This window comes from Pseudomonas fluorescens, from assembly GCF_001307155.1.
Classification (GTDB): domain Bacteria; phylum Pseudomonadota; class Gammaproteobacteria; order Pseudomonadales; family Pseudomonadaceae; genus Aquipseudomonas; species Aquipseudomonas helvetica.
The window spans coordinates 5,075,622-5,099,245 of sequence record NZ_CP012830.1 but is presented as its reverse complement, the minus strand read 5'-3'; the positions used below and the strand labels follow the sequence as shown (position 1 = coordinate 5,099,245).

The window sequence follows — 23,624 nt, the reverse complement described above, 5'->3', positions numbered from 1 at the left end:
AAAAACCTGCTCAATTCGCACCAAAGCGGACTAGTGCTGCATCGATAAATCGTCGGAGTTTGGCCGTTCTCTGGCGATTTGCTGTGTAGAGCAAATGCATGTGTCGGCTCGGCGCTTCGAAATCAGTTAACAGCCGCACCAACTCGCCGCTTTGCAGCGCCGGCTGAAGAAAGTCTTCGGGGCCAAGGACAATTCCAAACCCGTCAAGCGCGGCTGACAACAGTGCTTTGCTCTCGTTGACCTGCAAACGACTGGTGACCTGCACCTTATGAACGGTGGAGCCTTTGCAGAACTGCCATTCGCGGTCGGCCGGGCGGGACCAATAGGCATACCCCAAACATTCATGGTTCTCGAGATCAGCCGGTGTTTGTGGCGTTCCGCGTTCCATCAGGTAGCTCGGTGCTGCGCAGGCCACCAACCGATAAGGCGCCAACGGTCTGGCGGTCAAACTGGAGTTGGCCAGGGGACCGATCCGGAAAGCCACTTCATACCCCTCCTCCACCAGATCGACGAAGCGGTCCGTCAAATGCAGATCGATTTCTACTTCAGGGTGCTGACGCAAAAAATCCGTCATGAACGGCATGAGGCTATAGGAACCGAAAGTCACGGGAGCACTGATTTTCAGTTTGCCACGAGGGGTGTCATTCATGATCTGCGCAAGGGAGTCGGCAGCCTGGGCTTCGCTCACAATATGCTTGCAGCGCTCATAGTAAGCACTCCCCAGTTCAGTCAGGCTCTGCCGCCGGGTGGTACGGTTCAGTAGCCGCGCGCCCAGACGGTGCTCAAGAGCGGCAACATGCTTGGCCACCATCTGCGGCGACATGCCCAAGCGCTCTGCGGCACGGGCATAGGAGCCTGATTCCGCAGCCATCACAAAAGCGCTCATGCTCGTCAAGCGATCCATCATTCAACACTCCTGGTAACGAGACTAATTAGCCGATGATTATTTATCTGCCATTGGTTGGCAATCATCATGGTTTCTTCTTACCAACCAGCGGAGCAAGGACATGCGTATCGGCATTATTGGGGCAGGTTTCATAGGACGTTCAGTGGCGCAATTGGTCATCGCAGCGGGACACGAGGCGATGCTCAGCAATTCACGTGGGCCACAGACCATGAGCAGCGTGCTCAGTGGCATTCCTGGCAGTCAGGTCGGCACTGTCGAAGAGGCAGCACGATTCGGCGAAGTTGTACTTGTGGCAATCCCCCTGGCGCATTACCGAAGCGTGCCGGCCAAGTGGCTAGAGGGCAAAACCGTCCTGGATGCCAACAACTACTACCCGGAACGAGACGGCCACATTCCCATCCTGGACCGATTCGAAACCACCACCAGCCGCCTGCTTGCCGAGCATCTGCCCGACTCCAGGGTGGTCAAGGTCTTTAACGCAATCCTCGCTCAAGACCTGGTTCAGGACTCGCGCCCGAAAGCGGCACCCGACCGACGCGCACTGCCGATCGCTGCGGATGACCCGGTCGCGAAAGCCTTGGTGATCACATTGCTGGACGAGATTGGGTTCGACGCTGTCGATGCTGGCAATCTTGATGAAAGCTGGCGATTCGAACGGGCTAAACCCGCCTACTGCATCCCATTGGATAAACAGGGGCTGAAGGTTGCCCTGGCAGCGGCTCAGCGGCAGGTTGAATTGCCTGATGGATCGTGGCGCCGCTGAATAGCCCGCAACATCGCCGCTCGGTGGCTTTCCGTACAAACCCCTGGACCGAGGCTCAAGCCAGCAGGTCGCTAATCCACCGTACTTGCCGGACGATGTCCTGCACCTTCTCCTCGGGCACGGCCTGCCGCGCCCGGGCGAAGGTGCTCAGGGTCTTGTGCTTCTCGCGCAGTATGCGCTGCCACTTGGCCAGGAACGCCGGACTGCGGGCCTGCATCTGCAGCGGGCCGAAGTACAGCTCCTCGGCGCTGTACATCACCGGCCCGGCGCGCTCGGCGACGATGATTTCGTAGTCGAAGCGGTTTTCCCGTAGCAGTTCCTCACAGAGGATGCAGTAACCATTTTCCATCAGCCATTGGCGCAGTGGCTGCTCGCCGCCGTTGGGCTGCAGGATCAGGCGCTCCTGGCCGCTCAGGCGCGCTTTGCCACTGTCGAGGATGTCGCGGATCGTCTCGCCGCCCATCCCGCAGATGCTGATCGCCGTGATCCCGTCTCCCGGCTCGATCGCCGCTAGGCCGTTGGCCAGGCGCACGCTGATCCGCTGGTCCAGGCCGTTCTCGCGCACGGTGCGTTCGGCCGAGCAGAACGGCGTCAATGCCACCTCGCCGGCCACCGCCGCCGCGATAGCGCCACGGCGCATCAACGCCACCGGCAGGTAGCCATGATCCGAGCCGATATCGGCCAGCCGTGCACCTTCTGGCACATGCCCCGCCACGCGCTCCAGGCGCATGGACAATGTCTGTTCGTTCAACTGCTGCCCCTTTTCACCACGAACGTCCGGCACCTTTGGCTGGATCGGGGCGCGATTCTGTCGGGCAACGCCGTGCATTTCAACTTTATGCGATCAAGACCATGGCTCGCCCCAAACCTGGCGCTTGCGCATCGGCCCAAAGCGAACCCTGGTTATGGGCTGCTTTTGGCCGATCTTCGCAAGGACGCGGCCTGCCAGGATGATCCGCCTCATGACGAATGCAGGGGGTCATCCCATAGCAAATCTGCTGATACGCTGTGCATGGCAGTGTTTCTGAATAACATCTCGACATGCAGGCTTTCATCTGGCCTGCGATTCGACACAGGCCCGATACGTCACCGCCTTCAAATGCAAGCAAGGTTTGAAGGGAATCAGCCAGACTCTGCAGTCAACAACTTGTAACGGAGACATCACCATGAAGATGGCAGTGCAAAAAAACAAAACCGGTAAAACACGCCACCGTCTGGTCGGCTCGTCAGTCCTCGCGCTCAGCCTGTTTGGCACTCTCGGCGCGGCCCACGCGCAAACGACCGCAACCGCACAGCCAGCCGTGATCAATGCTAGTACCGCTCATGCGGCACCCTCTCCGTTCGGCCCACTGAAGCATGTCAACGCCGGACTACTGAACGTGGCATACGCCGAAACAGGCCCGGCCAATGGACCGGTGGTGATTCTTCTGCACGGCTGGCCGTACGACATTCACAGCTATGACGAGGTCGCACCCTTACTTGCAGCAAAGGGCTATCGAGTGCTGATGCCGTATGCGCGCGGCTACGGCGATACGCATTTTCTATCCGAAAAAACCCTTCGCAATGGCCAACCGACCGCGCTGGCAAGTGACGTCATCGACTTCATGGATGCACTGAAGATCAAGCAAGCCGTGCTCGGTGGCTATGATTGGGGCGCGCGGTCGGCTGACATCGTCTCGGCGCTATGGCCAGAACGGGTCAAGGCACTGGTCTCGGTCAGCGGCTATCTGATCGGTAACCAGGCGGCCGGCAAGAACCCGCTGCCGCCGAAGGCTGAATTGCAGTGGTGGTATCAGTTTTACTTCGCCACTGACCGCGGTCGCGCCGGGTACGAGAAAAACACCCACGACTTCGCCAAGTTGATATGGCAAACGGCTTCGCCGAAATGGGCGTTCGATGACGCCACCTACGATCGCAGCGCCAAGGCACTGGACAACCCCGACCATGTCGACATCACCGTGTTCAACTACCGCTGGCGCCTGGGCCTGATTCAAGGCGAGCCCCAATACGAAGCTTTAGAGCAGAAACTGGCCAAGGCGCCGTCCATCAGCGTGCCGACCATCACCCTTGAAGGCGACGCCAACGGCGCGCCACACCCTGCCCCCGAGGATTACGCCAAGCGCTTCACCGGTAAATACGAGTTCCGGTTGATCAGCGGCGGCATCGGCCACAACCTGCCGCAGGAGGCTCCGCAGGCGTTCGCCAAGGCGGTGATTGATGCGGATCACCTTTGAGGCCGATCCGACATTCGTGAACTTCCCCCGATAAGCACGTTCTCAACAGCGGCTCGTGATATCTGACGAGCCGTTATTCTTTGCGCGGCTCTTTTGGACAATCACCAACTGAAAAGAGCCAGCCCGGCAAAAACGCCCCCAAATGCACTCGGTCCGCTGAACCGGCCCAAGGGCAGGCGCAACACTGTCTAATCTGAATAGAACACGACCACACTCTTGATACAGGGGAAACGGCATGACCAGAATCACAGCACGTCAATACTCGTCATGGGCCCTGATCTCCCTGCTCGCCATCAACCTGGCGCTGACAGCCGGATGCTCAAGCAAAACTGCCGCAAACCGCTATTCGACCTCAAGCACAGCCTCGAACTGCTACGCAAAAGCGCTACCCTCTGCCGGCGAAGGCGGCTTGGCCTGGGGCTCCACCTTGGGCATCGCTCGGCAAAAATCCCTGGATAATTGCAAACGCTATGCAGGCCAATCCGGTGGCACGCCGAGTACCTGCCATGTGGTGACAGCGGAGTGCAAAAAGTAATAGCGCGTTTGCAGTGTTTGCCAATTGAGGGAGTACACGCATGCACGATCCCTTCAATCTTCTTCGTTTCGTCGAGGCCCAGCGCCCGGTTTTCAGCCGAGTCATGGAAGAGTTGCGCGCCGGGCGCAAGACCAGCCACTGGATGTGGTTCATCTTCCCGCAACTGCAAGGTCTCGGGCATAGCGAGATGGCCCGGCGCTTTGCCATTTCTGGTGCTGCCGAAGCCCGGGCCTATCTGCTGCATGATGTGTTGGGGCCACGGCTGGAGGAAAGCGTCAGTACCCTCCTGCAACACCGTGACAAGAGTGCGCTGGCCATCCTTGGCCACCCCGATGACCTGAAGTTGCGCTCCTGTCTCACGCTATTCGCCAGTATCAAGCCCGAACAGCCCCTGTTCCAGCAGGCCCTCGACCAGTTTTTCGCCGGTGAGCCAGACGCCAGGACCCTGTCCCTTCTTGAAGAATAAGGTCGACGCGAGCTACATCGCGACGAAACGCCGTGATCGGCGCACAGAGCTACCGATGTCTCGCGCCGGCTGATTGTCCCATCGTGTAGACGATGCTTCTCATTTTGTCGATTGTTCCCGGAGCCCCCCCGACCTGAACGATCAGGTCGAGGTGGCCCACTCCGGGATCCAGGGTCCAACGCTCGCGTTACCTGAGGTCGAAACGGTCGAGATTCATCACCTTGGTCCAGGCTGCCACGAAGTCTTTCACGAACTTCTCCTGCGCATCGCTACTGGCATAGACTTCGGCCAAGGCCCGCAGTTGCGAGTTAGAGCCGAAGACGAGATCGACACGAGTGCCTGTCCATTTGAGGTCGCCGGTTTTGCGATCGCGTCCTTCAAACTCTTCATTGGCGTCCGAGACCGGCTTCCATTCCACGCCCATGTCGAGCAGGTTGGTGAAGAAGTCGTTGGTCAACGCTTCAGTTCTCTTGGTGAAGACCCCGTGCGAGGTTTGTCCGACGTTGGTGTTCAACACGCGCAGGCCGCCAATCAGCACCGTCATTTCTGGCGCGGTGAGAGTCAGCAGTTGCGCCTTGTCGATCAGTAACGCCTCGGCCGGTACGCGGTATCGGGTCTTGAGGTAATTGCGGAAGCCATCGGCGATGGGTTCGAGAAACCCGAAGGATTCGACATCCGTCTGCTCTTGGCTCGCGTCCATCCGCCCTGGAGTGAAAGGCACCGTGACGGTGTGACCGGCATTTTTCGCCGCCTGTTCGACACCAGCACAGCCGGCCAGCACGATCAGGTCCGCCAGCGAGATCTTCTTGCCGCCAGTCTGCGCGCTGTTGAACTCGCTCTGGATTTTCTCGAGGGTCGCCAGCACGCTCGCCAGTTTCGCAGGCTGGTTGGCCGGCCAGTCCTTCTGCGGGGCCAGGCGCAGGCGCCCACCGTTGGCGCCACCGCGCTTGTCGGAGCCACGGAAGGTGGACGCCGCCGCCCAGGCAGTTGATACAAGCTGCGAGACTGTCAGGCCACAGGACTGAAGCTTACTTTTGAGTGAGGCGATGTCGCTGTCGTTGACCAAGGCATGGTCGACCGCTGGAATAGGGTCTTGCCAAATGAGCTCTTCGTTCGGCATTTCCGGACCGAGGTAGCGCGAGAGCGGCCCCATGTCGCGGTGGATCAGCTTGAACCAGGCGCGGGCGAACGCGTCGGCCAACTGATCCGGATTGGCCAGGAAGCGCCGTGAAATCGGTTCATAGATCGGGTCGAATCGCAGGGACAGGTCCGTGGTCAGCATGGTCGGATTACGCCGCTTGGACGGGTCGTGAGCATCGGGAATTATGCCCGCGCCAGCGCCGTTTTTCGCTGTCCACTGGTTCGCACCGGCCGGGCTCTTGGTCAGTTCCCACTCGAAACCGAACAGGTTCTCCAGGTAGTTGTTGCTCCACTTCGTGGGCGTAGTGGTCCAGGTCACTTCCAGGCCGCTGGCGATCGTGTCGCCACCTTTGCCAGTGCCAAAGCTGCTCTTCCAGCCCAGGCCCTGCTGTTCGAGGCCAGCGGCTTCGGGGGCGGCGCCGACATGGGTTGCGGGCCCGGCACCGTGGGCCTTGCCGAAGGCGTGGCCGCCGGCGATCAATGCCACGGTTTCTTCGTCATTCATCGCCATGCGAGCGAAGGTTTCGCGGATATCCACCGCAGCAGCGACCGGGTCCGGGTTGCCCTCAGGGCCTTCCGGGTTGACGTAGATCAGGCCCATTTGCACCGCAGCAAGCGGTTTCTCCAGGTTGCGCTCCTGGACAGTAGGGCTCTCATCTTTGCCATAGCGCACGTCGCCCCCAAGCCAGGTTTTTTCGGAGCCCCAGTAGACGTCCTCATCCGGTCCCCAGACGTCCGGACGGCCGCCGGAAAAACCAAAGGTCTTGAAGCCCATGGACTCCAGCGCGACGTTGCCGGTGAGGACGATCAGGTCGGCCCAGGAGATGTTACGACCATACTTTTGCTTGATCGGCCAGAGCAGTCGGCGTGCCTTGTCGAGGCTGACGTTATCCGGCCAACTGTTGAGCGGCGCGAAGCGTTGCTGGCCGGAGCCGGCACCACCACGCCCATCACCGGTGCGGTAGGTGCCTGCGGCGTGCCAGGCCATGCGAATAAAGAACGGCCCATAGTGACCGAAATCCGCAGGCCACCAGTCTTGCGAATCGGTCATCAGCGCATGCAGGTCTTTCTTGAGCGCTGCAAAGTCCAGTTTTTTGAACGCTTCAGCGTAGTTGAAGCCCTCGTCCATGGGGTCGGACATGGATGAGTGTTGGTGCAGGATCTTCAGATTGAGTTGGTTCGGCCACCAGTCGCGGTTCGACGGGCCACCGCCCGCGGCGGCGTGATTGAACGGGCATTTCGATTCAGTTGCCATGTGTGAGCTACCTTTGGTCGTGTTCATCCGGCTATCCGGCCCCGCGTGGGCGCGCGATAGCGACGAGCGAAATCAATGACATAAGCTGCAGGGCCAACAATTCGATCCATTGATCGTCGTGGTCACACGGGCAATCCGGATAGCGGCAATCGAGTTGCCAGCACGGTGGCCCACGGCAAGCCTAGTACGCTTCTGACTTATTCGTATCTCTTATCAGGTCTCAACCGGCCAGTTTTCACCGGCGCTCCGTTAAGGTTAGCCCCCTATAAAGCACTCAGCTAATAGGTGGCGTATTCGGTGCTGATAGGCCTAGTCTTTTACCTGACACCCAAGGATGGAATAGACCGGTTACGCGACGTACGCCTGTACGGGAGAGGACCAGACCATGAATAAGTGCCGGCGCTGCACGGCCGTCCACGAAGCTGGCCACGCCCTGGCTTTTTGGTGGAATGGTCAGCACATCGAGCGCATCACTGTGCGCACCAGGACAGAAGCCTGCACCGGCCCAATGATTGATCTGCGCGGCAACCCGCAAAACGTAGAGGGGTTGGTCGAGGCTGATTACCTGGTCCCGCACCCATCCTTCGACGCGCCCGGGATTGCTGAATACCTGCCCTCAATGGTCGATTCTATTGAGCGTGACCTTCTCGACTGCTTCGCTGGCCCCGTGGCCGAAGCCGTCTACAGGCGCACCAAATCGGACAAATTCACCTGGGCCAGCGGCAGGGGGGACCGGTACCGGGGTTACGAATTGATCAGTTTGCTGCCTGCACGAAAGCTACTCGACGCCGAATCCCGGGCAATCGCCCGCTCCTGCTGTCTGGTACGTCGTTACTGGCCCGCGGTCATCGCTGTCGCGGATCTTCTACAAGAGCACGGCACGCTTAACGGAGAAGCTATAACAGCGCTGTTGTGCGAAGTCACCGGGGAATCACCTGCGCGGCTCACTAATGACCTGGTAACCCTCGATATGCGATGCAATCGGCGGCGGACTGCAGCCCACTCGAAGCTACTGTTCAGCAAAGCCCGGCAATCGTCTGACCGAACTGACTTCGATCGCCGGTGATTTCGTTCAGTAGTCTTTTAGCTGGCGGCGAGTTAATCCCTTTGTTTTTATGGAGGGTGACACACCGCTGAACTCGTCTCAGTAATCGACCCAGACCCCGCCTTTGTCCGCAGACTGGACACAGCGCTCGACCCAGCGAACGCCTTCGACTCCGGCATGGATATCCGGATAGCGCAACGTCGCCAAGCGCTCATGATTGCCGCGGTTGGCGGCGTCCATAGCCACGGCGAAACGGTAGTAAAGGTTGGACCACGCGTCGAAGAGCCCTTCCGGGTGCCCCGCACCGATTCGGTCATCGAGCACTGCATCGGGATGCAAATACCCCATGCCGCGCTCCAGCACTTGCGCGGGTTTGCCCTGGACTTCGAATGACAGCTGGTTTGGCCGCTCGTCCCACCACTCGAGGCTGGCTTTAGAGCCGATCACGCGAATTTTCTGGCCGTGCATGGAGCCGGCGTTCACGGCGCTTGACCACACACAGCCCATTGCCCCGCCTTCGTATTCCATCAGCGTGTAGGCATTGTCCTCAAGCGGTGCACGGCTTTTGACAAAGCTCTGACGTGTACACAGCAGCCTTTTGATCTTGAGTTCGGGCAGCATGACTTCCGACAGGTACAGCGGATGGGTGCCGACATCTCCCAGCACATAGCTGGGGCCGGCGAAGCGCGGATCGACTCGCCATTGGGTCGCCTCGCTTTGCGCCTCCACCGGCTCGCAATGGAAACCATGGGCAAACTGCATGTGCACCATGCGAATCTCGCCCAGTTCGCCCTGGGCAATCATGTGCCGGGCCTGTTCGATCAGTTGATGTCCGGCGTAGCCGTAGGTCACCCCCACTACCCTGTTGTTCGACACGGCAATTTCCCGCAGCGTCTGCGCCTCCTCGAGGGTGAAGCACAGCGGCTTTTCGCAGACCACGTGCAACCCTGCTTCCAGGGCGGCCTTGGTGATTGCGAAATGGGTGCCATTGGGCGTCGCCACCGAAACCGCCTGAATGCCATCCGGCCGCCCTGCCTCACCTTCAAACAGGCTGCGATAGTCGGCATAGCAGCGTTCGGGGTCGACTCCCAGTTCCACGCCGAAGGCCCGACCGCGCTCCGGATTCAGGTCGAAGGCGCCGGCGACCAGCACAAACGACTGGTCACGCAATGCCGCGCTGCGGTGGATGTAGCCAATCTGACTGTCGCGTCCACCGCCAACCATGGCCCAACGAAGAGGTTCGGGAATACGCTTGCTGCCATTGATCATCGATAAGTCCTTTGCGTGAGAGAAATCAGAAACCTGCCTGAGAGAGGTAGGCGCGGCTGGCAGCAACGTCGCGCAGACTGCCACGGGCGTTACGTGGATCGCGTTCTTGCTCGACCGTGATGTAGCCCTGGTAACCGAGCTCGGTGATCAGCTCGCGCAAGGCGCGATAGTCGATGACACCCTGGCCGATCGGGCACATCACGCCCCTGGCGCAGGCCCCGAAAAAGCTGATGTGCTCACCCAATACCTGATCGAACACCGCCTGATCAATGTCTTTGAAATGCAGGTAATCCAGACGATCCGCGTACTGGCGCAGGGTCTGAACCGGGTCCATGCCGGCGTAGTAGAGATGGCCGGTGTCCAGGCATAGACCGGCCACTTCGTAGGGAATGTCGGCAACCAATTGCGCCAGCTCGTCGGCGAACTCGATGTAGCCGCCGGCATGCGGGTGAATCACCGTACGAACGCCGAACTCCAGCCAGGCCAGATCAGCAATGGCCCGGATGTGGTTCATCATGCCCCGCCAGGCGTCAGGTGCCAGACGCGGTGCTCGTTCGGAGTGTCCGGCCGCGTAGTCACGTTCCTCATGCCCCCAGTCGATAACCACCAGGCAAGGCATGGCGAAGCGCTGCCCCGGTTCCTGCGGCACTGCTGGCAGTTGCTTGAGCAAGGCACAAATATTTCGGGTTTGTGTCAGCACGTTCGGCAGATTGGCCGGATCGACCAGATTGTCGAATACAGTGCCGGCCACCACATGCAGGCCCTGCTCGGCGAGCACCGTGCCGACTGCCGCAGCGTCTAGCGGCAGGTAGCCATACGGCCCCAGTTCGATGCCGCGATACCCGGCTTGCGCGGCTTCGCTGAGCACCTGTTGCCACGCTGGCAGATGAGGATTGTTGACGTCGTCTACGCCCCAGCAACAGGGTGCAGTGGAGATATGGAGGGTCATGTCAGGTTCCGATGATTGTTGTTATGAGTGGTGCTGTTTCGCTCGGAGAAATCCTAAGTTGCCAGGGTGCACGACTGCTATAGTCCTGCAGCCATACCTGTCAGAACCCGTCAAAAACATTAAAGAGCCTTTCATTTCATGTCAGAGATCCATCACCCGGCCGGCCGTCGTTCAACCATGGAAGATGTCGCCGAGGCCGCCGGCGTTAGCCTATCCACCGTGGATCGGGTGATGAATCTGCGTGCCAACGTTCGCGCCGATACTGCGCGGCGCATTGCCGAAGCCGCTGCCCGGCTGGGCTTCTACGGTCGCAATGTGATCGAGCAACGCCTGCTTCAGCAGCGACCGACCGTACGCCTGGGGTTTCTGCTGCAAAAGCGTGGTGTGGCGTTTTATCAAGGGCTGGCCAAGGCCTTGGCCGAGGCAGCGGCATCCAGCGTCCGCGCCCAGGTTCGGGTGATGATCCATTACATCGATGACCTCGCCCCGGCTGCCACTGCACAACGCATCCTCAAGCTGCAAGGAGAGGTTGACGCTCTGGGTGTGGTGGCGGCAGATCATCCCGCCGTGCGCGAAGCGATGGCGCAGTTGCGTGCCGCCGGCATCCCCGTTGTTGCCCTGGTTTCCGAGCTGAGTGCGTCGGCCGGTGCCAGCTATGTCGGTGTCGACAACCGGTCAATGGGGCGCACGGCTGGTTGGTTCATCAAGAACCTGGCGCCCCACGCGGGGCCTGTGGCGGTGATGGTAGGAACGCAGCGTTTTCAGTGCCAGGAACTGTGCGAAATGAGCGTGCGCTCCTTTCTTGCGGAGCAATCCCAAGACTGGGAGCTATTGGCAACACGCCTCACCCTGGAGGACGAAGAGTTCGCCTATGCCGGCACGCTCGACCTCCTGAGCAGTCAGCCCGACCTTGTCGGCTTGTACGTGGCCGGCGGCGGTATCGAGGGCGTCATCAACGCCCTGCGCGAGCTGAAAGCCCAGAACGTCGCGCTTCCCACAGTTGTATGCCACGACCTGACACCCATCACCCAAGCGGCCCTGCGTGACGGCATTGTTCAAGCCGTACTGTCGCATCCCGTCGTGGCACTGGCGCAGACTGCCGTGAACGTGATGGTGGATGCAGCGATAGACCCATCGTCAGCCATCGCCACGAAGCTCATGCTTGCACTTCAGATTGACGTGTCTGAAAGCGTTTAGAGAGCAAGCGATAACAGGAACGAAACTCTCAACTGCACAACGCACATTCAGCAGTTCGTTTCATATTTAAAACAAATCCGTCATTTCCTCGCATCCGGCGTTACCTATAAAAGCGCCCCCTTCTCGTAATTCCCCCTGCCCTACACATTCAACGTGCAATTTCGTGCCATATAAGAAACCACGTTTTATATATGAAACATCCAATAAATACTGAATTTTCAGTAACTCATTAATAAGAAAGGGGTTTTAAACAAAAAACCAACTTGGCAAGTCTCTGGCATTGTTCATGCACTAAACAACGTATCACCTATAAAACAGACCAGAGACCCTTTCCAATGGCTGTGAACGAGATGTACGCCATCGCCCCTCAATGGAATAAGCCCGCTCCCAAGGAAGATCAGGAGCCCACCGAAATTGAATTTCGCAATGTCGGCAAATGTTTCCCGGCCAAAGGAAAGTCCGAAGCGCCATTTGCCATTCGCGAGGTCAACTTCAAGATTCGCCGCGGTGAAGTGGTGTCGATCATCGGCCCTTCCGGTTGCGGCAAGAGCACCATTCTCAATATGGGCTCCGGGCTGTATCGGCCGACCGAAGGCGAGGTCTTCGTCGCTGGTGAAGCGGTCACCGGCCCGGTCCGTCAGGTCGCGTTCATGCTGCAAAAAGACCTGCTGATGCCGTGGCGCAGCATTCGTCGCAATGTCGAACTGGGTCTGGAAATTCAAGGTGTGCCGGCGGCCAAGCGTCAGGCCGTAGCCAAAGATCTGCTCGATCGTTGCCACCTGCAAGGCTTTGCCGACCACTACCCGTTCCAGCTGTCGGGTGGCATGCGTCAACGCGCTGCCCTGGCTCGCACCCTGGCCATCGACCCGCAAGTGCTGTTCCTCGACGAACCGTTCTCGGCCCTCGATGCGCAGACCAAGATGATCCTGCAGCAGGACATGGCGCGGATGCTGTTCGATGAAAAGAAAACCGCTCTGTTCATTACCCATGACCTGATCGAAGCCATTGCCATGTCCGACCGGCTGCTGGTCATGAGTGCCCGCCCGGGCACCATCATCGAAGAGATCACTGTCGATTTGCCGTTTCGTGACAACCCGTTGGAGCGCCGCAAGCTGCCGGAAATCGGCCCGCTGGTCGGTCGCCTGATGGAGTTGCTGCAAGTCGGCGAAGACACCGAACTGCATTGATCAACGCCGTTGTGGCCATCAACCGAATCAGGAGTACGCATGTTCAAGTCTCTGTTTCAACGCTTCAGCCAGGTCACCGGTATCGCGCTCGGCCTGGGCATGGCTTTCGCCGCCCAGGCGCAGTCGACCGACGTGACTTACTTGTTGCCGGCGCCGCCGAACCTGCCGGCGTTCGCCCCGTGGATCATTGCGCAGCAGAAGGGTTACTACGCCGCCCAGAACCTGAACATGACCTTCATCGCTGCCAAGGGCGGTGTGGATGTGGCGAAACAGATCGGTGCCGGTAACGCCATGCTCGGCGGTGCTCTGGGCGATACCCCGATTGTGGTGCGGGCCAACGGTATTCCAGTGCGCGCCGTCGCGGTGCTGGGCGCCGGCGGCGTGACGATGATTGCCACCAATGCTGCCGAAAACATCAACTCGATCACCGACCTCAAAGGCAAGACGATGACCGTGATGTCCTACTCGGACACCACCTACTACGCCTTGCTCGCCTCTCTACGCCGAGCCGGCCTGAGCAAAAACGATGTGAACATTCAGGCAGCCGGGCCTTCGGGCGTCTGGCAGTTGTTCTCGGCCGACAAAGCCCAGGCAATGGCCGGCGTGCCGGACTGGGTGGTCAATGCCGAAGAAGCCGGCGCGAAGATCAAGCTGATCCCTCAATCGCAGATTTTCGAGAGCATGGCCCAGGCGATCCTCGCTTCCGACGATGCCATCGAGCATCACCCCGAGATTGTTCGCGGCGTGGTCCAGGCCACCCTGCAAGGCATGCGCGACATCATTCAGGACCCCAAAGCCGCCGCGGTCACCTTCGCCAAGGCTGTCCCCGCCTATGCCGGCAAGGAAGCGTCGCTGGAGAAAATCTTCAGGCTCTACGTCGAGCATGTCTATGCCAATCAGGCCGTTCTGGGCCGAATCGATCCGGCACGACTCGAAGCGGTCCGTCAGTTCTATGTCAGCGAAGGCATCGTCAGCCATGAGCCAAAACTCGACGAGCTGTACACCAATCAATTCATCGACACCCAAACAGCCGCGCAATAACGGCGAGTGACAACAAGGTACCGACACGATGAAAAACCTTAATAACTCCGTGCTGGGCAGCGTTGCACTGCTGATCCTGTTCCTGGTGCTCTGGCAGTGGGGCCCGGGACTGCTCGGCATGCCCGAATTCGTCATGCCGCAACTGAGCCGTGTGGCCCAGGAAAGCCTGGTGATGTGGCAAACCGGAGGTCTGCTGCAACACACTCTGATTACCGCGTTCGAAATCATTGTCGGCTTCGGTCTGGGAGCCCTGCTCGGCGTGGCCATCGGTGTCTCGCTGGGACTCTCGCCCGCCGCCGAAGCCATGCTGTCGCCCTACATTCTGGCGCTGCAAATCGCCCCGAAAGTCGCCTTCGCTCCGCTATTTGTCATGTGGCTGGGCTACACCATCTATCCGAAGATCCTGATCGCCATCCTGATCGTGTTCTTCCCGGTGATGATCAACGTACTGTCGGCGATCCGCACCGTTGACCCGGACATGATCAACCTCGTCCGGACGATGAACGCCAGCCGCTGGCAGATCTTTCGCCTGGTGGAATTCCCTTCGGCCATGGCCGCACTGTTCTCCGGCCTGCGCATAGCGTCGACCCTGGCCGTGATCGGCGTCACCGTCGGTGAACTGGTCGGTGGCAACCAGGGCCTGGGCTTCCTGCTGGTCGATGCCGAAGGCCAGGGCAATACCGCGGGTGTGTTCGTGGCCATCGTCATGCTCACGCTGATCGGTGTACTCGCTTATGGCGCGGTGGTCTGGACCGAGAAACGCGTCCTGCACTACATGCCCAAAGCCATGCTGAGTACCCAATGATGACGACCCTCAATCGTTTGCTCGAAGGCCGTCGGGTGCTGGTCACCGGTGGCGCCCGCGGATTGGGTTATGCCTTTGCCCAGGCCATCGGCCGGGCCGGCGCCCACGTGGTGATCGCCGACATTCTCGCCGAGCGTGTTCAGCAATCGGCCGCCGAACTGGTCGCCGAAGGCCTGACCGTTCATGGCGTGGCCGTCGATCTGGCGCAACCCGACTCGATCGACACCTGCGTGGCTGAAACCACCCGGCTGCTGGGTGGCCTCGACGGTCTGGTGAACAACGCCTCGATCACCAATTCCGGTGGCAAGACGTGCGAAGAGCTGAGCCTCGATACCTGGGATCAGGTCATGCACGTCAATGTCCGCGGCACTTGGCTGATGACCAAGGCGTGCCTGCCGGCCCTGCGCGCCAGCGGTCATGGCGCCATCGTCAACCTGGCATCCGACACGCCGCTGTGGGGCGCGCCGAACCTGCTGGCGTATGTCGCAAGCAAGGGCGCAATCATCGCCATGACCCGCAGCCTGGCCCGCGAACTGGGTACCGACAACATCACCGTCAACGCCATCGCGCCTGGCCTGGTGCTGGTCGAAGCCACCGCCTACGTGCCTGAAGCACGTCACCGTTTGTACAACGAGCAGCGGGCCATTCAACGCCCGCAACTCCCCGAGGACGTCAGCGGCGCCGTGCTCTTCGCGCTGTCCGACCTCGCCCGTTTCATCACTGGACAAACCCTGCCGGTCAACGGCGGGTTCGTAATGCCTTGATCAGGAGACTGCCATGACTAATCTATCTGCACACTCATCTGCACATTCATCTGAGCAGCAAGACGCCCCGAAAAGCTGGGAACAGCCGGCCGGCAGTGACCTCGAAAGCTGGATGAACACCCGTATCGCCCGCTACGAAACGCGTCAGTACGATTGGAACGCGCTGAAATTCCAGGCCGACTACGACCCGAAATTCCGCCGCGCACAAATGCGTTACATCGGTACCGGCGGCACCGGTATCAGCACCGACATGAACACCATTCCCTCGGAGAACTTCACGTTCTCCACCATGGTGATTCCGGCCGGTCACGAAGGCCCGCCGCACCTGCACACCGACGTTGAAGAAGTGTTCTTCGTGCTGCGCGGCAAACTCAAAGTGGTGATCGAAAAGGACGGTGAGCGCTTCGAAACGATCCTGACCGACCGTGACGTCATTTCCGTGCCACCGGGCGTGTACCGCGAAGAGATCAACATCGGCGATGAAGATGCGCTGATGTGCGTGATGCTCGGTGCGAAAAAACCGCTGACCCCGACCTACCCGCCAGAACACCCTCTGGCCTCGATCAAGCGCGGATAAGCCCATGTCGTACGCCATCGATAATCTCGTCCCGCCGCTCACGGCTGACCTCCAGGCGCAGCTGGCCCTGCACTTTCCTTTGCGTACGCTGGGGATCGCTGGCGGTCGCCAGGCCTTTCGCGAATGTGGAACCGGGCCGGCGATTGTGTTGTTGCACGGGATCGGCTCGGGCTCGGCGTCGTGGTTAGAGGTGGCGCAAGCGCTTGGCCAGAGCGCACATGTGATTGCCTGGGACGCTCCCGGCTACGGTGACTCCACGCCGCTGAGATCGTTGGCCCCCGACGCTTCGGACTACGCCGAACGACTGCTGCAGATGCTCGATGCGCTAGGCATCCAGCGCTGTGTGCTGGTCGGTCACTCGCTCGGGGCGATTACTGCCACAGCGTTCGCCAGCGGCGTGCACCAACAGCGGATCAGCCGGCTGGTGTTGATCAGTCCGGCCCGGGGCTACGGTCATCCATCGCGCGCCTTGCAGCGCCAGGAAGTGCGCAGCAAACGCCTGCAAGCCCTGGAACAACTGGGCATTCAACGCATGGCCGAACAACGCAGCGCCTACATGCTTTCGCCCACTGCCAGCCCCAAGGCACACGCCTGGGTGCAGTGGAACATGGCCCGGCTCAATCCCGATGGCTATCGCCAGGCCATAGAACTGCTGTGCAGCGAGGACCTGCTGCGGCACGCGCCACTGTCGATGCCTTGCGAAGTGCATTGCGGCGAAGCCGACGGCATCACCGCGCCCGAAAACTGCCTGACCCTGGCCAAGGCCTTGGGAGGCACGTTCAACCTGATTACCGATGCCGGGCATGCCAGCCCCATCGAACAACCTTGTGTGGTGGCGGGCCGCTTGGCCTTTGCCATCAAAGAATCCCTGACAGGTGCATCGCTATGAACGATTCAGATCTGCTGAAGGATGCTCAGGACAAGTACATCGTGCCGGGCCTGGAGCGCGGATTGCTGCTGCTCTGCGAGTTCAGCCGGCGCAATCGCACGTTGACCGCGCCGGAACTGGCCCGGCGCCTGGCACTGCCGCGCTCGACGATCTTTCGCCTGCTGACGACACTGGAAACCATGGGGTTTGTCACCCGCAGCGGCAATGAATACCGCCTTGGCATGTCGGTGCTGCGCCTGGGCTTCGAGTACCTGGCCTCGCTGGAGCTGACCGAACTCGGCCAACCGCTGCTGGCCCGTTTGTGCGACCGCCTCAACTACCCGAGCAATCTGGTGGTGCGCGATGGCCGCTCGATCGTCTACGTGGCCAAAGTCTCGCCGCCCTCGGTGTTCTCCAACGCGGTGAATGTCGGCACTCGCCTCCCCGCCCACGCCACTGTCCTGGGGCGCATTCTGCTCGAAGACCTGTCGCTGGCCGAATTGCGTGAACTGTACCCGGAAGATCACCTGGAGCAGTTTTCGCCCTGCACGCCGAAAACCGTGCTGGAGCTGTTTGACATGGTTCAAGCCGACCGTCAGCGCGGTTTCGTCAGTAGCGAAGGTTTCTTCGAGTCAGCGATTTCGACCGTCGCCGCCCCGGTGCGCGATCAGACCGGGCATATCGTCGCTGCACTGGGCGTGACGATTCCGACCGTTCAGATCGGTCACGTCAACTTCAACGAATTGCTCCTGCAGGTGCGTCGCAGTGCCGACGAGCTGTCGCGGTTGCTCGACTACAACAGCGCTGCCGCCCACGACGGCCAGAACCGCGTAACAGCCTTGATGAGGGATTGAGATGAGTCTCTATCAACTGCAAGACAGCACCGCAATCGTCACCGGCGGCTCTTCGGGGATTGGCCTGGCCTGTGTCGAGCTGTTGCTCGAAGCCGGCGCAGCCGTGGCCTTCTGCGGTCGCGACGAAAATCGCCTGCGCAGTGCCGAAGCCGGATTGCGTCAACGCTTCCCCGAGGCACGGTTGCTGGCCCACGTGTGCAATGTGCTCGACGCGGACTCGGTCAACGCCTTTGCCGCCGCCAGCCTGGCCGCACTGGGGCCGGCCAGCGTGCTGATCAACAACGCCGGACAAGGTCGGGTGTCGACCTTCGCCGACACCACCGATAGCGCCTGGACCGAAGAGTTGCACTTGAAATTCTTCTCGGTGATCAACCCGGTCCGCGCATTCAAGACACAGCTTGAAAGCCAAGCGAACGCGGCCATCGTCTGCGTCAATTCGCTACTGGCCAGCCAGCCGGAACCGCACATGGTCGCCACCTCGGCCGCTCGCGCCGGGGTCATGAATCTGGTGCGTTCGATGGCCACCGAATTTGCCGGTGAAGGCATTCGGGTCAACGGCATTCTCATTGGCCTGGTCGAGTCCGGGCAATGGCGCCGACGTTTTGAAGCCCGCGAAGAGCGGGATCTTGACTGGACCCAATGGACCGCCCAACTGGCGCAACGCAAACACATTCCCTTGGGGCGTCTGGGCCTGCCGATTGAAGCGGCCCGCGCGATCCTGTTTCTGGCCTCGCCTCTGTCGGCTTACACCACAGGCAGCCATATCGATGTTTCTGGAGGCCTGTCCCGCCATGCGTAATGAAAATACTGTCACCGTTGGCGCTGCCATCACCGCGTTTCTCGAACAATGCGACGTCAAAGCCGCATTCGGCGTGATCTCGATCCACAACATGCCGATCCTCGATGCGTTCGCCGTTCGGGGCAACATCCGCTTCGTCATGGCCCGTGGTGAAGCCGGCGCCACCAACATGGCAGACGCCTATGCCCGCACCACCGGTGGTCTGGGCGTCTGCCTGACGTCCACCGGTACCGCGGCCGGTAACGCCGCCGGGGCCATGGTCGAAGCTCTGACCGCCGGCACGCCGCTGCTGCACATTACCGGACAGATCGAAACGCCGTACCTGGATCAAGAGTTCGCGTACATCCACGAAGCGCGTGACCAATTGACCATGCTCAAGGCCGTCTCGAAGGCCGCGTTCCGTGTGCGCAGCGTCGAAACCGCCATCAGCACCCTGAAGCTGGCCGTGCAAACCGCGTTGACCGCGCCTACCGGGCCGGTCAGCGTGGAAATCCCGATCGATATCCAGTCGACCTTTATCCCGATGCCGACCGACCTGTCTCCCCTGCCGATTCCGGTTGCCGTGCCCGCGCCCGAAGCGCTGGACCTGGTCGCCGAGCGTCTGGTCACGGCCACACGTCCACTGCTGTGGCTTGGCGGCGGCGCGCGGCATGCAGGCCCCCAAGTCAAGCGCCTGCTGGACATGGGCGTCGGCGTGATCACCTCGACCCAGGGCCGCGGTGTGGTCAATGAAGATGACGAACGCTGCCTTGGCGCGTTCTCGCAAAACAAACGGGTCGAGCAGTTCCTGCAAAGCTGCGATGCCCTGCTGATCGCCGGTTCGCGCCTGCGCAGCAACGAGACGTTCAAGTACGCACTGAAATTGCCCCGCAATACCCTGCGTATCGACGCCAACCCGGCCATCGAAGGTCGCAGCTACAACAGCGAGCTGTTCATCTGCGGTGATTCGGCGCTGGCCCTCGAAGGCCTGGCCGACCGTCTCGAAGGTCGCCTGCAGATCGACCCGACGTTCCTCGCCGAACTCAAGGACGTCCGCGAAAAGTCCCGCACCCAACTGATGGCCGACCTTGGCCCGTACTCGGCCATGGTCGAGCAACTGCAAGCCCTTACCGGGCGCAATTTTTCCTGGGTTCGCGACGTCACGCTGTCCAACAGCATCTGGGGCAATCGCCTGCTGACCCTGTTCCATCCGCGCGCAGGCGTGCATGCGCTGGGCGGCGGCATTGGCCAGGGCCTGTCGATGGGTATTGGTGCCGCGGTGGCTGCTGCGCAAACGGCGCCTGAACGCAAGGTCTTCGCCCTGGCCGGTGACGGCGGTTTCATTCTCAACCTCGGCGAGCTGGCGACGCTGGTGCAGGAAAAGGCCAACGTGGTGATTCTGCTGATGAACGATCAGCGTTACGGCGTGATCCGCAACATTCAGGACGCGGTCTATGGCAGCCGTCACTGCTACGTCGACCTGCACACGCCGGACTATTCCAAGCTGTCTGAATCGCTGAACCTGCGCCACGGCCTCGTGACCGACCTGAAGGATTTCGGCAACGTCGTCGACAGCGCACTGGCTCAACCCGGGCCGTTCCTGCTGGAAGTCGACATGCTCAGCGTCGGCAGCTTCGCCACCCAGTTTGCCGGTCCGCCCAACAGCGAAACCAAAGCGCAGAAAGCCACGGCTTGAGGACTTCGTCATGTTGCATATCACCATGATCGGCTGCGGCGCCATTGGCGTCGGCGTGCTCGAGTTACTGGAGAAGGACCCGCAGCTGTGCGTTGATTACGTCATTGCCTCGGCCGGATCCGAAGAACTGGTGCGCCAGCGGCTGGCGTGTTTCAAACAGCCGCCGCAGGTGCTGACCGCGTTGCCGGCCGACGCCCGCCCCGACCTGCTGGTCGAGTGCGCCGGCCACCGCGCCATCGAAGAACATGTGCTGCCAGCGCTGGAGCGTGGCATTGCGTGCCTGATCGTCTCGGTCGGTGCGCTGTCCGAAGTCGGCCTGGTCGAACGCCTTGAAGCAGCGGCAGAACGTGGCCAGACCCGCATCGAATTGCTGCCTGGTGCCATCGGTGGCATCGACGCCTTGTCCGCGGCCAAGGTCGGCGGACTGGATTCGGTCAATTACACCGGTCGCAAACCGGCACGCGCCTGGAAAAACACCCCCGCCGAACAGGCCTGTGATCTGGACAGCATTACCGAAGCCACGGTGATTTTTCAGGGCAGCGCCCGCGAAGCGGCACGCCTTTATCCAAAAAACGCCAACGTCGCCGCAACCTTGTCGCTGGCCGGGCTCGGTCTCGATCGCACCCACGTGACGCTGATCGCCGACCCACTGAGCGAGGAAAACGTCCATCACTTCGAAGCGCGCGGCGCCTTTGGCGGTTTCGAATTGAGTTTGCGTGGCAAGCCGCTGCTGGCCAACCCGAAGACCTCGGCGCTGACCGTCTACAGCGTCGTCCGCGCCTTGGGCAACCACGCCCATGCAATTTCGATTTAGGGGACCGTCGATGACTCTCGAACAGACTTTACCGATCTGCATTGCCGGCGAATGGCGACTGGGTCGCGGCGAGCGCTACGCCACACGCTACCCCGCCACCGGCGAAGCGGTTGCCTGGCTCAATGCCGCCAGTGTCGAAGACGTCGAGGACGCCGTGCACGGCGCCCACCAGGCGTTTTTGCACAGCGGCTGGGCACAGCGCAAACCCCACGAACGGGCCAGCGTGCTGTATCGCATTGCCGAGCTGATCCGTCAGCGCAGCGAAGAACTGGCGCAATTGCAGCGTCAGGACAACGGCAAACCGATCAACGAAACCCGTGCTCTGGTCGCCAGCGCCGCCGGAACTTTCCAGTTCTTCGCCGCCGCCTGTGAAACCCTCGAAGAAACCATCACGCCATCGCGGGGTGATTTCGTCAGCATGAGTGTTTACGAGCCGATGGGTGTCATCGCCGCGATCACGCCGTGGAACTCACCGATTGCCAGCGAAGCGCAGAAAGTCGCTCCGGCACTCGCTGCCGGCAATGCGGTGGTGATCAAACCGGCGGAAATCACCCCGTTGATGGCCTTGCAACTGGCGCGCATCTGCGAAGACGCCGGATTGCCGAAAGGTCTGCTCAGTGTGCTGCCTGGCAAGGGCTCGCTGCTCGGCGATGCGTTGACCCGTCATCCTCTGGTCAAGCGCGTGTCGTTCACCGGCGGCACTAAAACCGGCAAACACATAGCCCACATCGCCGCAGACAAGATGATGCCGGTGTCGCTGGAGCTGGGCGGTAAATCACCGACCATCGTTCTCGATGACGCCGACCTCGACCATGCCGTGGCGGGTGTGCTGTACGGCATCTTCAGTTCTTCGGGCGAAGCCTGTATCGCCGGTTCGCGGTTATTCGTCGCCCGTGCTCTGTACGAGCCGTTCATGGCGCGTCTGGTAGCGGCGGCAGCCGAACTGCGTGTCGGTGATCCGGCGGATGAGCGCACGCAAATGGGCCCGCTGATCAGCGCAGGCCACCGTGAGTCGGTCGAGCGCTACGTCGCGCTGGGGCTGGCCGAAGGTGGACGTTTGCTGCTCGGTGGGCAACGCCCGAGCGGTGGTGTTTACGACCAGGGCTATTACTACCCGCCGACCATCCTCGAAGGTTTGAACAACAGCCAACAGGTCTGCCAGGAAGAAATCTTCGGACCGGTGCTGGTGGCCATGCCGTTTGATGACGAAGCGCAATTAATCGAACAGGCCAACGACAGTTTGTATGCCCTCGCCGCCGGGATCTGGACGCGCGATTACAAACGCGCCTGGGCGCTGGGTCGAAAAATCCAGGCCGGCACGGTGTGGATCAACACCTACAAACAATTCTCGATTTCCACCCCCTTCGGCGGCTGGCGCGACAGTGGCCTGGGCCGAGAAAAAGGTCGCCTCGGCATCCTGCAATACATGGAACAGAAGAGCCTTTATTGGGGCATGAATGAACAGCCACTGGCCTGGGCCGGTGTGCAACAAGAGGTAGGGTTATGAGCGTCTTAGGCATTGATGAAGTCACTTACGGCGTCGAGGACCTCGACACCAGTGCGCGTTTTTTCAGCGATTGGGGCCTGACAAAAGTCAGCGAGCAAGCCGACGAGGTGATCTTCGAAACCCTCAACGGCTGCCGAGTGGTGCTCGCCGACATCAACAAGGCAGGCCTGCCGCCCGCCATCGAAGCCGGTTCGACGGTACGCGAAGTGGTCTGGGGGGTTGAAAGCGCGGCTGATCTTGCGCTCTACAGCCAGCGCATCGCTCAGGATCCGGGTTTCATCAATGCCAATGGCCGTATCGGTTGCACCGACCCCAATGGCCTGGCGATCCGCCTGCAAGTGACCCGCAAGCGTGAACTGGAGATCGAGTGCAGCGGCCACAACACCTGGCAAACCAAAGGCCGAATCAACAAGGCCGCGCCGATCTACGAGCGCGCCACGCCGATTGAAGTCGGTCATGTGGTGTTTTTCGTCAAAGACGTGAACGCCTGCGAAGCTTTCTATCACGAGCGTTTCGGCTTCCAGGCCTCCGACCGCTATCCGGATCGCGGAGCCTTCCTGCGCACTGCCGAAGAAGGCGGTCACCACGACCTGTTCATGCTGCAACTGCCCGCCCCTCGTGCAGGCCTGAACCACGTCGCCTTCACCGTGCGCGACGTGCACGAAGTATTCGGCGGCGGCATGCACATCTCCCGCAGCGGCTGGGCAACGGAAATCGGCCCCGGTCGGCACCCGGTGTCTTCGGCGTTTTTCTGGTACTTCAAGAACCCGGCCGGCGCGCTGGTCGAGTACTACGCCGATGAAGACCAATTGACCGGCGAATGGCAGCCGCGCGCCTTTGAGCCTGGCCCGACGATGTTTGCCGAATGGGCGATTGCCGGCGGCATCGATGGCAATACCCGACGCCAGCAACATGTCGAAGCGCCGCAAGGCAAGTTCCTTACCGACAAACCGAAACCTTAAGCCGGAGGTCA

Annotated in this window: 23 protein-coding genes; 18 read left to right on the top strand and 5 right to left on the bottom strand. The window is 60.7% G+C overall.

The features are described 5' to 3' along the window. Positions 1-10: 10 nt before the first annotated feature. Entirely contained in the window at positions 11-904 is an 894-nt protein-coding gene (locus AO353_RS23240) for a LysR family transcriptional regulator (RefSeq protein WP_054598311.1), read from the bottom strand. A 103-nt stretch (positions 905-1,007) separates the two neighbouring features. Between AO353_RS23240 and AO353_RS23235 the strand changes: the two genes are divergently transcribed. Continuing rightward, positions 1,008-1,670 carry an NADPH-dependent F420 reductase gene (locus tag AO353_RS23235; RefSeq protein ID WP_054597081.1) on the top strand — a complete coding sequence of 221 codons (663 nt, stop codon included), beginning with the start codon at positions 1,008-1,010 and terminating at the stop codon, positions 1,668-1,670. Positions 1,671-1,725: 55 nt separating this feature from the next. Here AO353_RS23235 and AO353_RS23230 read toward each other — a convergent pair whose 3' ends face one another. After that, on the bottom strand, positions 1,726-2,421 hold the full coding sequence (locus AO353_RS23230) for a tRNA (adenine(22)-N(1))-methyltransferase (RefSeq protein WP_305886840.1): 696 nt from the start codon (positions 2,419-2,421) through the stop codon (positions 1,726-1,728). 415 nt (positions 2,422-2,836) lie between these two features. Between AO353_RS23230 and AO353_RS23225 the strand changes: the two genes are divergently transcribed. The 3 genes from AO353_RS23225 (at position 2,837) to AO353_RS23215 (ending at position 4,905) form a co-directional block, all read left to right on the top strand. Continuing rightward, complete coding sequence (locus AO353_RS23225; RefSeq protein ID WP_054597079.1) at positions 2,837-3,904, top strand: alpha/beta fold hydrolase; 1,068 nt, start codon at positions 2,837-2,839, stop codon at positions 3,902-3,904. A gap of 235 nt (positions 3,905-4,139) precedes the next feature. Further along, complete coding sequence (locus tag AO353_RS23220) at positions 4,140-4,439, top strand: DUF4189 domain-containing protein (protein WP_054597078.1); 300 nt, start codon at positions 4,140-4,142, stop codon at positions 4,437-4,439. 40 nt (positions 4,440-4,479) lie between these two features. Beyond that, positions 4,480-4,905, top strand: coding sequence for a DUF1810 domain-containing protein (locus AO353_RS23215; protein WP_054597077.1), 426 nt, complete (start codon positions 4,480-4,482; stop codon positions 4,903-4,905). A gap of 187 nt (positions 4,906-5,092) precedes the next feature. Here the strand turns inward: AO353_RS23215 and katG are convergent, their stop codons facing one another. Beyond that, complete coding sequence (katG, locus tag AO353_RS23210; protein WP_081013803.1) at positions 5,093-7,327, bottom strand: catalase/peroxidase HPI; 2,235 nt, start codon at positions 7,325-7,327, stop codon at positions 5,093-5,095. 358 nt (positions 7,328-7,685) lie between these two features. Here katG and AO353_RS23205 point away from each other — a divergent pair, with 358 nt between their 5' ends. Next, a complete protein-coding gene (locus AO353_RS23205; RefSeq protein ID WP_054597076.1) occupies positions 7,686-8,366 on the top strand; it encodes a hypothetical protein in 681 nt (226 codons plus the stop codon). Between the two features lie 78 nt (positions 8,367-8,444). Here AO353_RS23205 and AO353_RS23200 read toward each other — a convergent pair whose 3' ends face one another. Both AO353_RS23200 and AO353_RS23195 read right to left on the bottom strand, forming a co-directional pair. Continuing rightward, positions 8,445-9,614: a Gfo/Idh/MocA family protein gene (locus AO353_RS23200; RefSeq protein ID WP_054597075.1), complete on the bottom strand. Its 1,170-nt coding sequence runs from the start codon at positions 9,612-9,614 to the stop codon at positions 8,445-8,447. Positions 9,615-9,639: 25 nt separating this feature from the next. After that, entirely contained in the window at positions 9,640-10,563 is a 924-nt protein-coding gene (locus AO353_RS23195; RefSeq protein ID WP_054597074.1) for a TIM barrel protein, read from the bottom strand. A 138-nt stretch (positions 10,564-10,701) separates the two neighbouring features. Between AO353_RS23195 and AO353_RS23190 the strand changes: the two genes are divergently transcribed. From AO353_RS23190 to AO353_RS23130, 13 genes are all read left to right on the top strand, one after another. Continuing rightward, complete coding sequence (locus tag AO353_RS23190; protein ID WP_054597073.1) at positions 10,702-11,760, top strand: LacI family DNA-binding transcriptional regulator; 1,059 nt, start codon at positions 10,702-10,704, stop codon at positions 11,758-11,760. Positions 11,761-12,110: 350 nt separating this feature from the next. Next, positions 12,111-12,947 (top strand): ABC transporter ATP-binding protein, encoded by an 837-nt coding sequence (locus AO353_RS23185; protein WP_054598309.1) that lies wholly within the window; start codon positions 12,111-12,113, stop codon positions 12,945-12,947. 39 nt (positions 12,948-12,986) lie between these two features. Further along, a complete protein-coding gene (locus AO353_RS23180) occupies positions 12,987-13,988 on the top strand; it encodes an ABC transporter substrate-binding protein (RefSeq protein ID WP_054597072.1) in 1,002 nt (333 codons plus the stop codon). A gap of 28 nt (positions 13,989-14,016) precedes the next feature. After that, positions 14,017-14,793 carry an ABC transporter permease gene (locus tag AO353_RS23175; RefSeq protein WP_054597071.1) on the top strand — a complete coding sequence of 259 codons (777 nt, stop codon included), beginning with the start codon at positions 14,017-14,019 and terminating at the stop codon, positions 14,791-14,793. Next, positions 14,790-15,557, top strand: coding sequence for an SDR family oxidoreductase (locus AO353_RS23170; protein WP_173859995.1), 768 nt, complete (start codon positions 14,790-14,792; stop codon positions 15,555-15,557). Before AO353_RS23175 ends, AO353_RS23170 begins: the two co-directional genes overlap by 4 nt. Before the next feature lie 13 nt (positions 15,558-15,570). Next, a complete protein-coding gene (locus AO353_RS23165; RefSeq protein WP_054597070.1) occupies positions 15,571-16,134 on the top strand; it encodes a cupin domain-containing protein in 564 nt (187 codons plus the stop codon). A 4-nt stretch (positions 16,135-16,138) separates the two neighbouring features. Continuing rightward, a complete protein-coding gene (locus AO353_RS23160) occupies positions 16,139-17,023 on the top strand; it encodes an alpha/beta fold hydrolase (RefSeq protein ID WP_054597069.1) in 885 nt (294 codons plus the stop codon). After that, entirely contained in the window at positions 17,020-17,856 is an 837-nt protein-coding gene (locus AO353_RS23155; RefSeq protein ID WP_081013801.1) for an IclR family transcriptional regulator, read from the top strand. Before AO353_RS23160 ends, AO353_RS23155 begins: the two co-directional genes overlap by 4 nt. 1 nt (position 17,857) lies before the next feature. After that, positions 17,858-18,655 (top strand): SDR family oxidoreductase, encoded by a 798-nt coding sequence (locus AO353_RS23150; RefSeq protein ID WP_054597068.1) that lies wholly within the window; start codon positions 17,858-17,860, stop codon positions 18,653-18,655. Continuing rightward, entirely contained in the window at positions 18,648-20,330 is a 1,683-nt protein-coding gene (locus tag AO353_RS23145; protein WP_054597067.1) for a thiamine pyrophosphate-binding protein, read from the top strand. Before AO353_RS23150 ends, AO353_RS23145 begins: the two co-directional genes overlap by 8 nt. A 10-nt stretch (positions 20,331-20,340) precedes the next feature. Further along, positions 20,341-21,144 carry an aspartate dehydrogenase gene (locus AO353_RS23140; RefSeq protein WP_054597066.1) on the top strand — a complete coding sequence of 268 codons (804 nt, stop codon included), beginning with the start codon at positions 20,341-20,343 and terminating at the stop codon, positions 21,142-21,144. A gap of 10 nt (positions 21,145-21,154) precedes the next feature. Next, on the top strand, positions 21,155-22,651 hold the full coding sequence (locus tag AO353_RS23135; RefSeq protein WP_054597065.1) for an aldehyde dehydrogenase: 1,497 nt from the start codon (positions 21,155-21,157) through the stop codon (positions 22,649-22,651). Continuing rightward, positions 22,648-23,613, top strand: coding sequence for a VOC family protein (locus AO353_RS23130; protein ID WP_054597064.1), 966 nt, complete (start codon positions 22,648-22,650; stop codon positions 23,611-23,613). The genes AO353_RS23135 and AO353_RS23130 overlap by 4 nt, the downstream gene beginning before the upstream one ends. Positions 23,614-23,624: the final 11 nt, after the last annotated feature.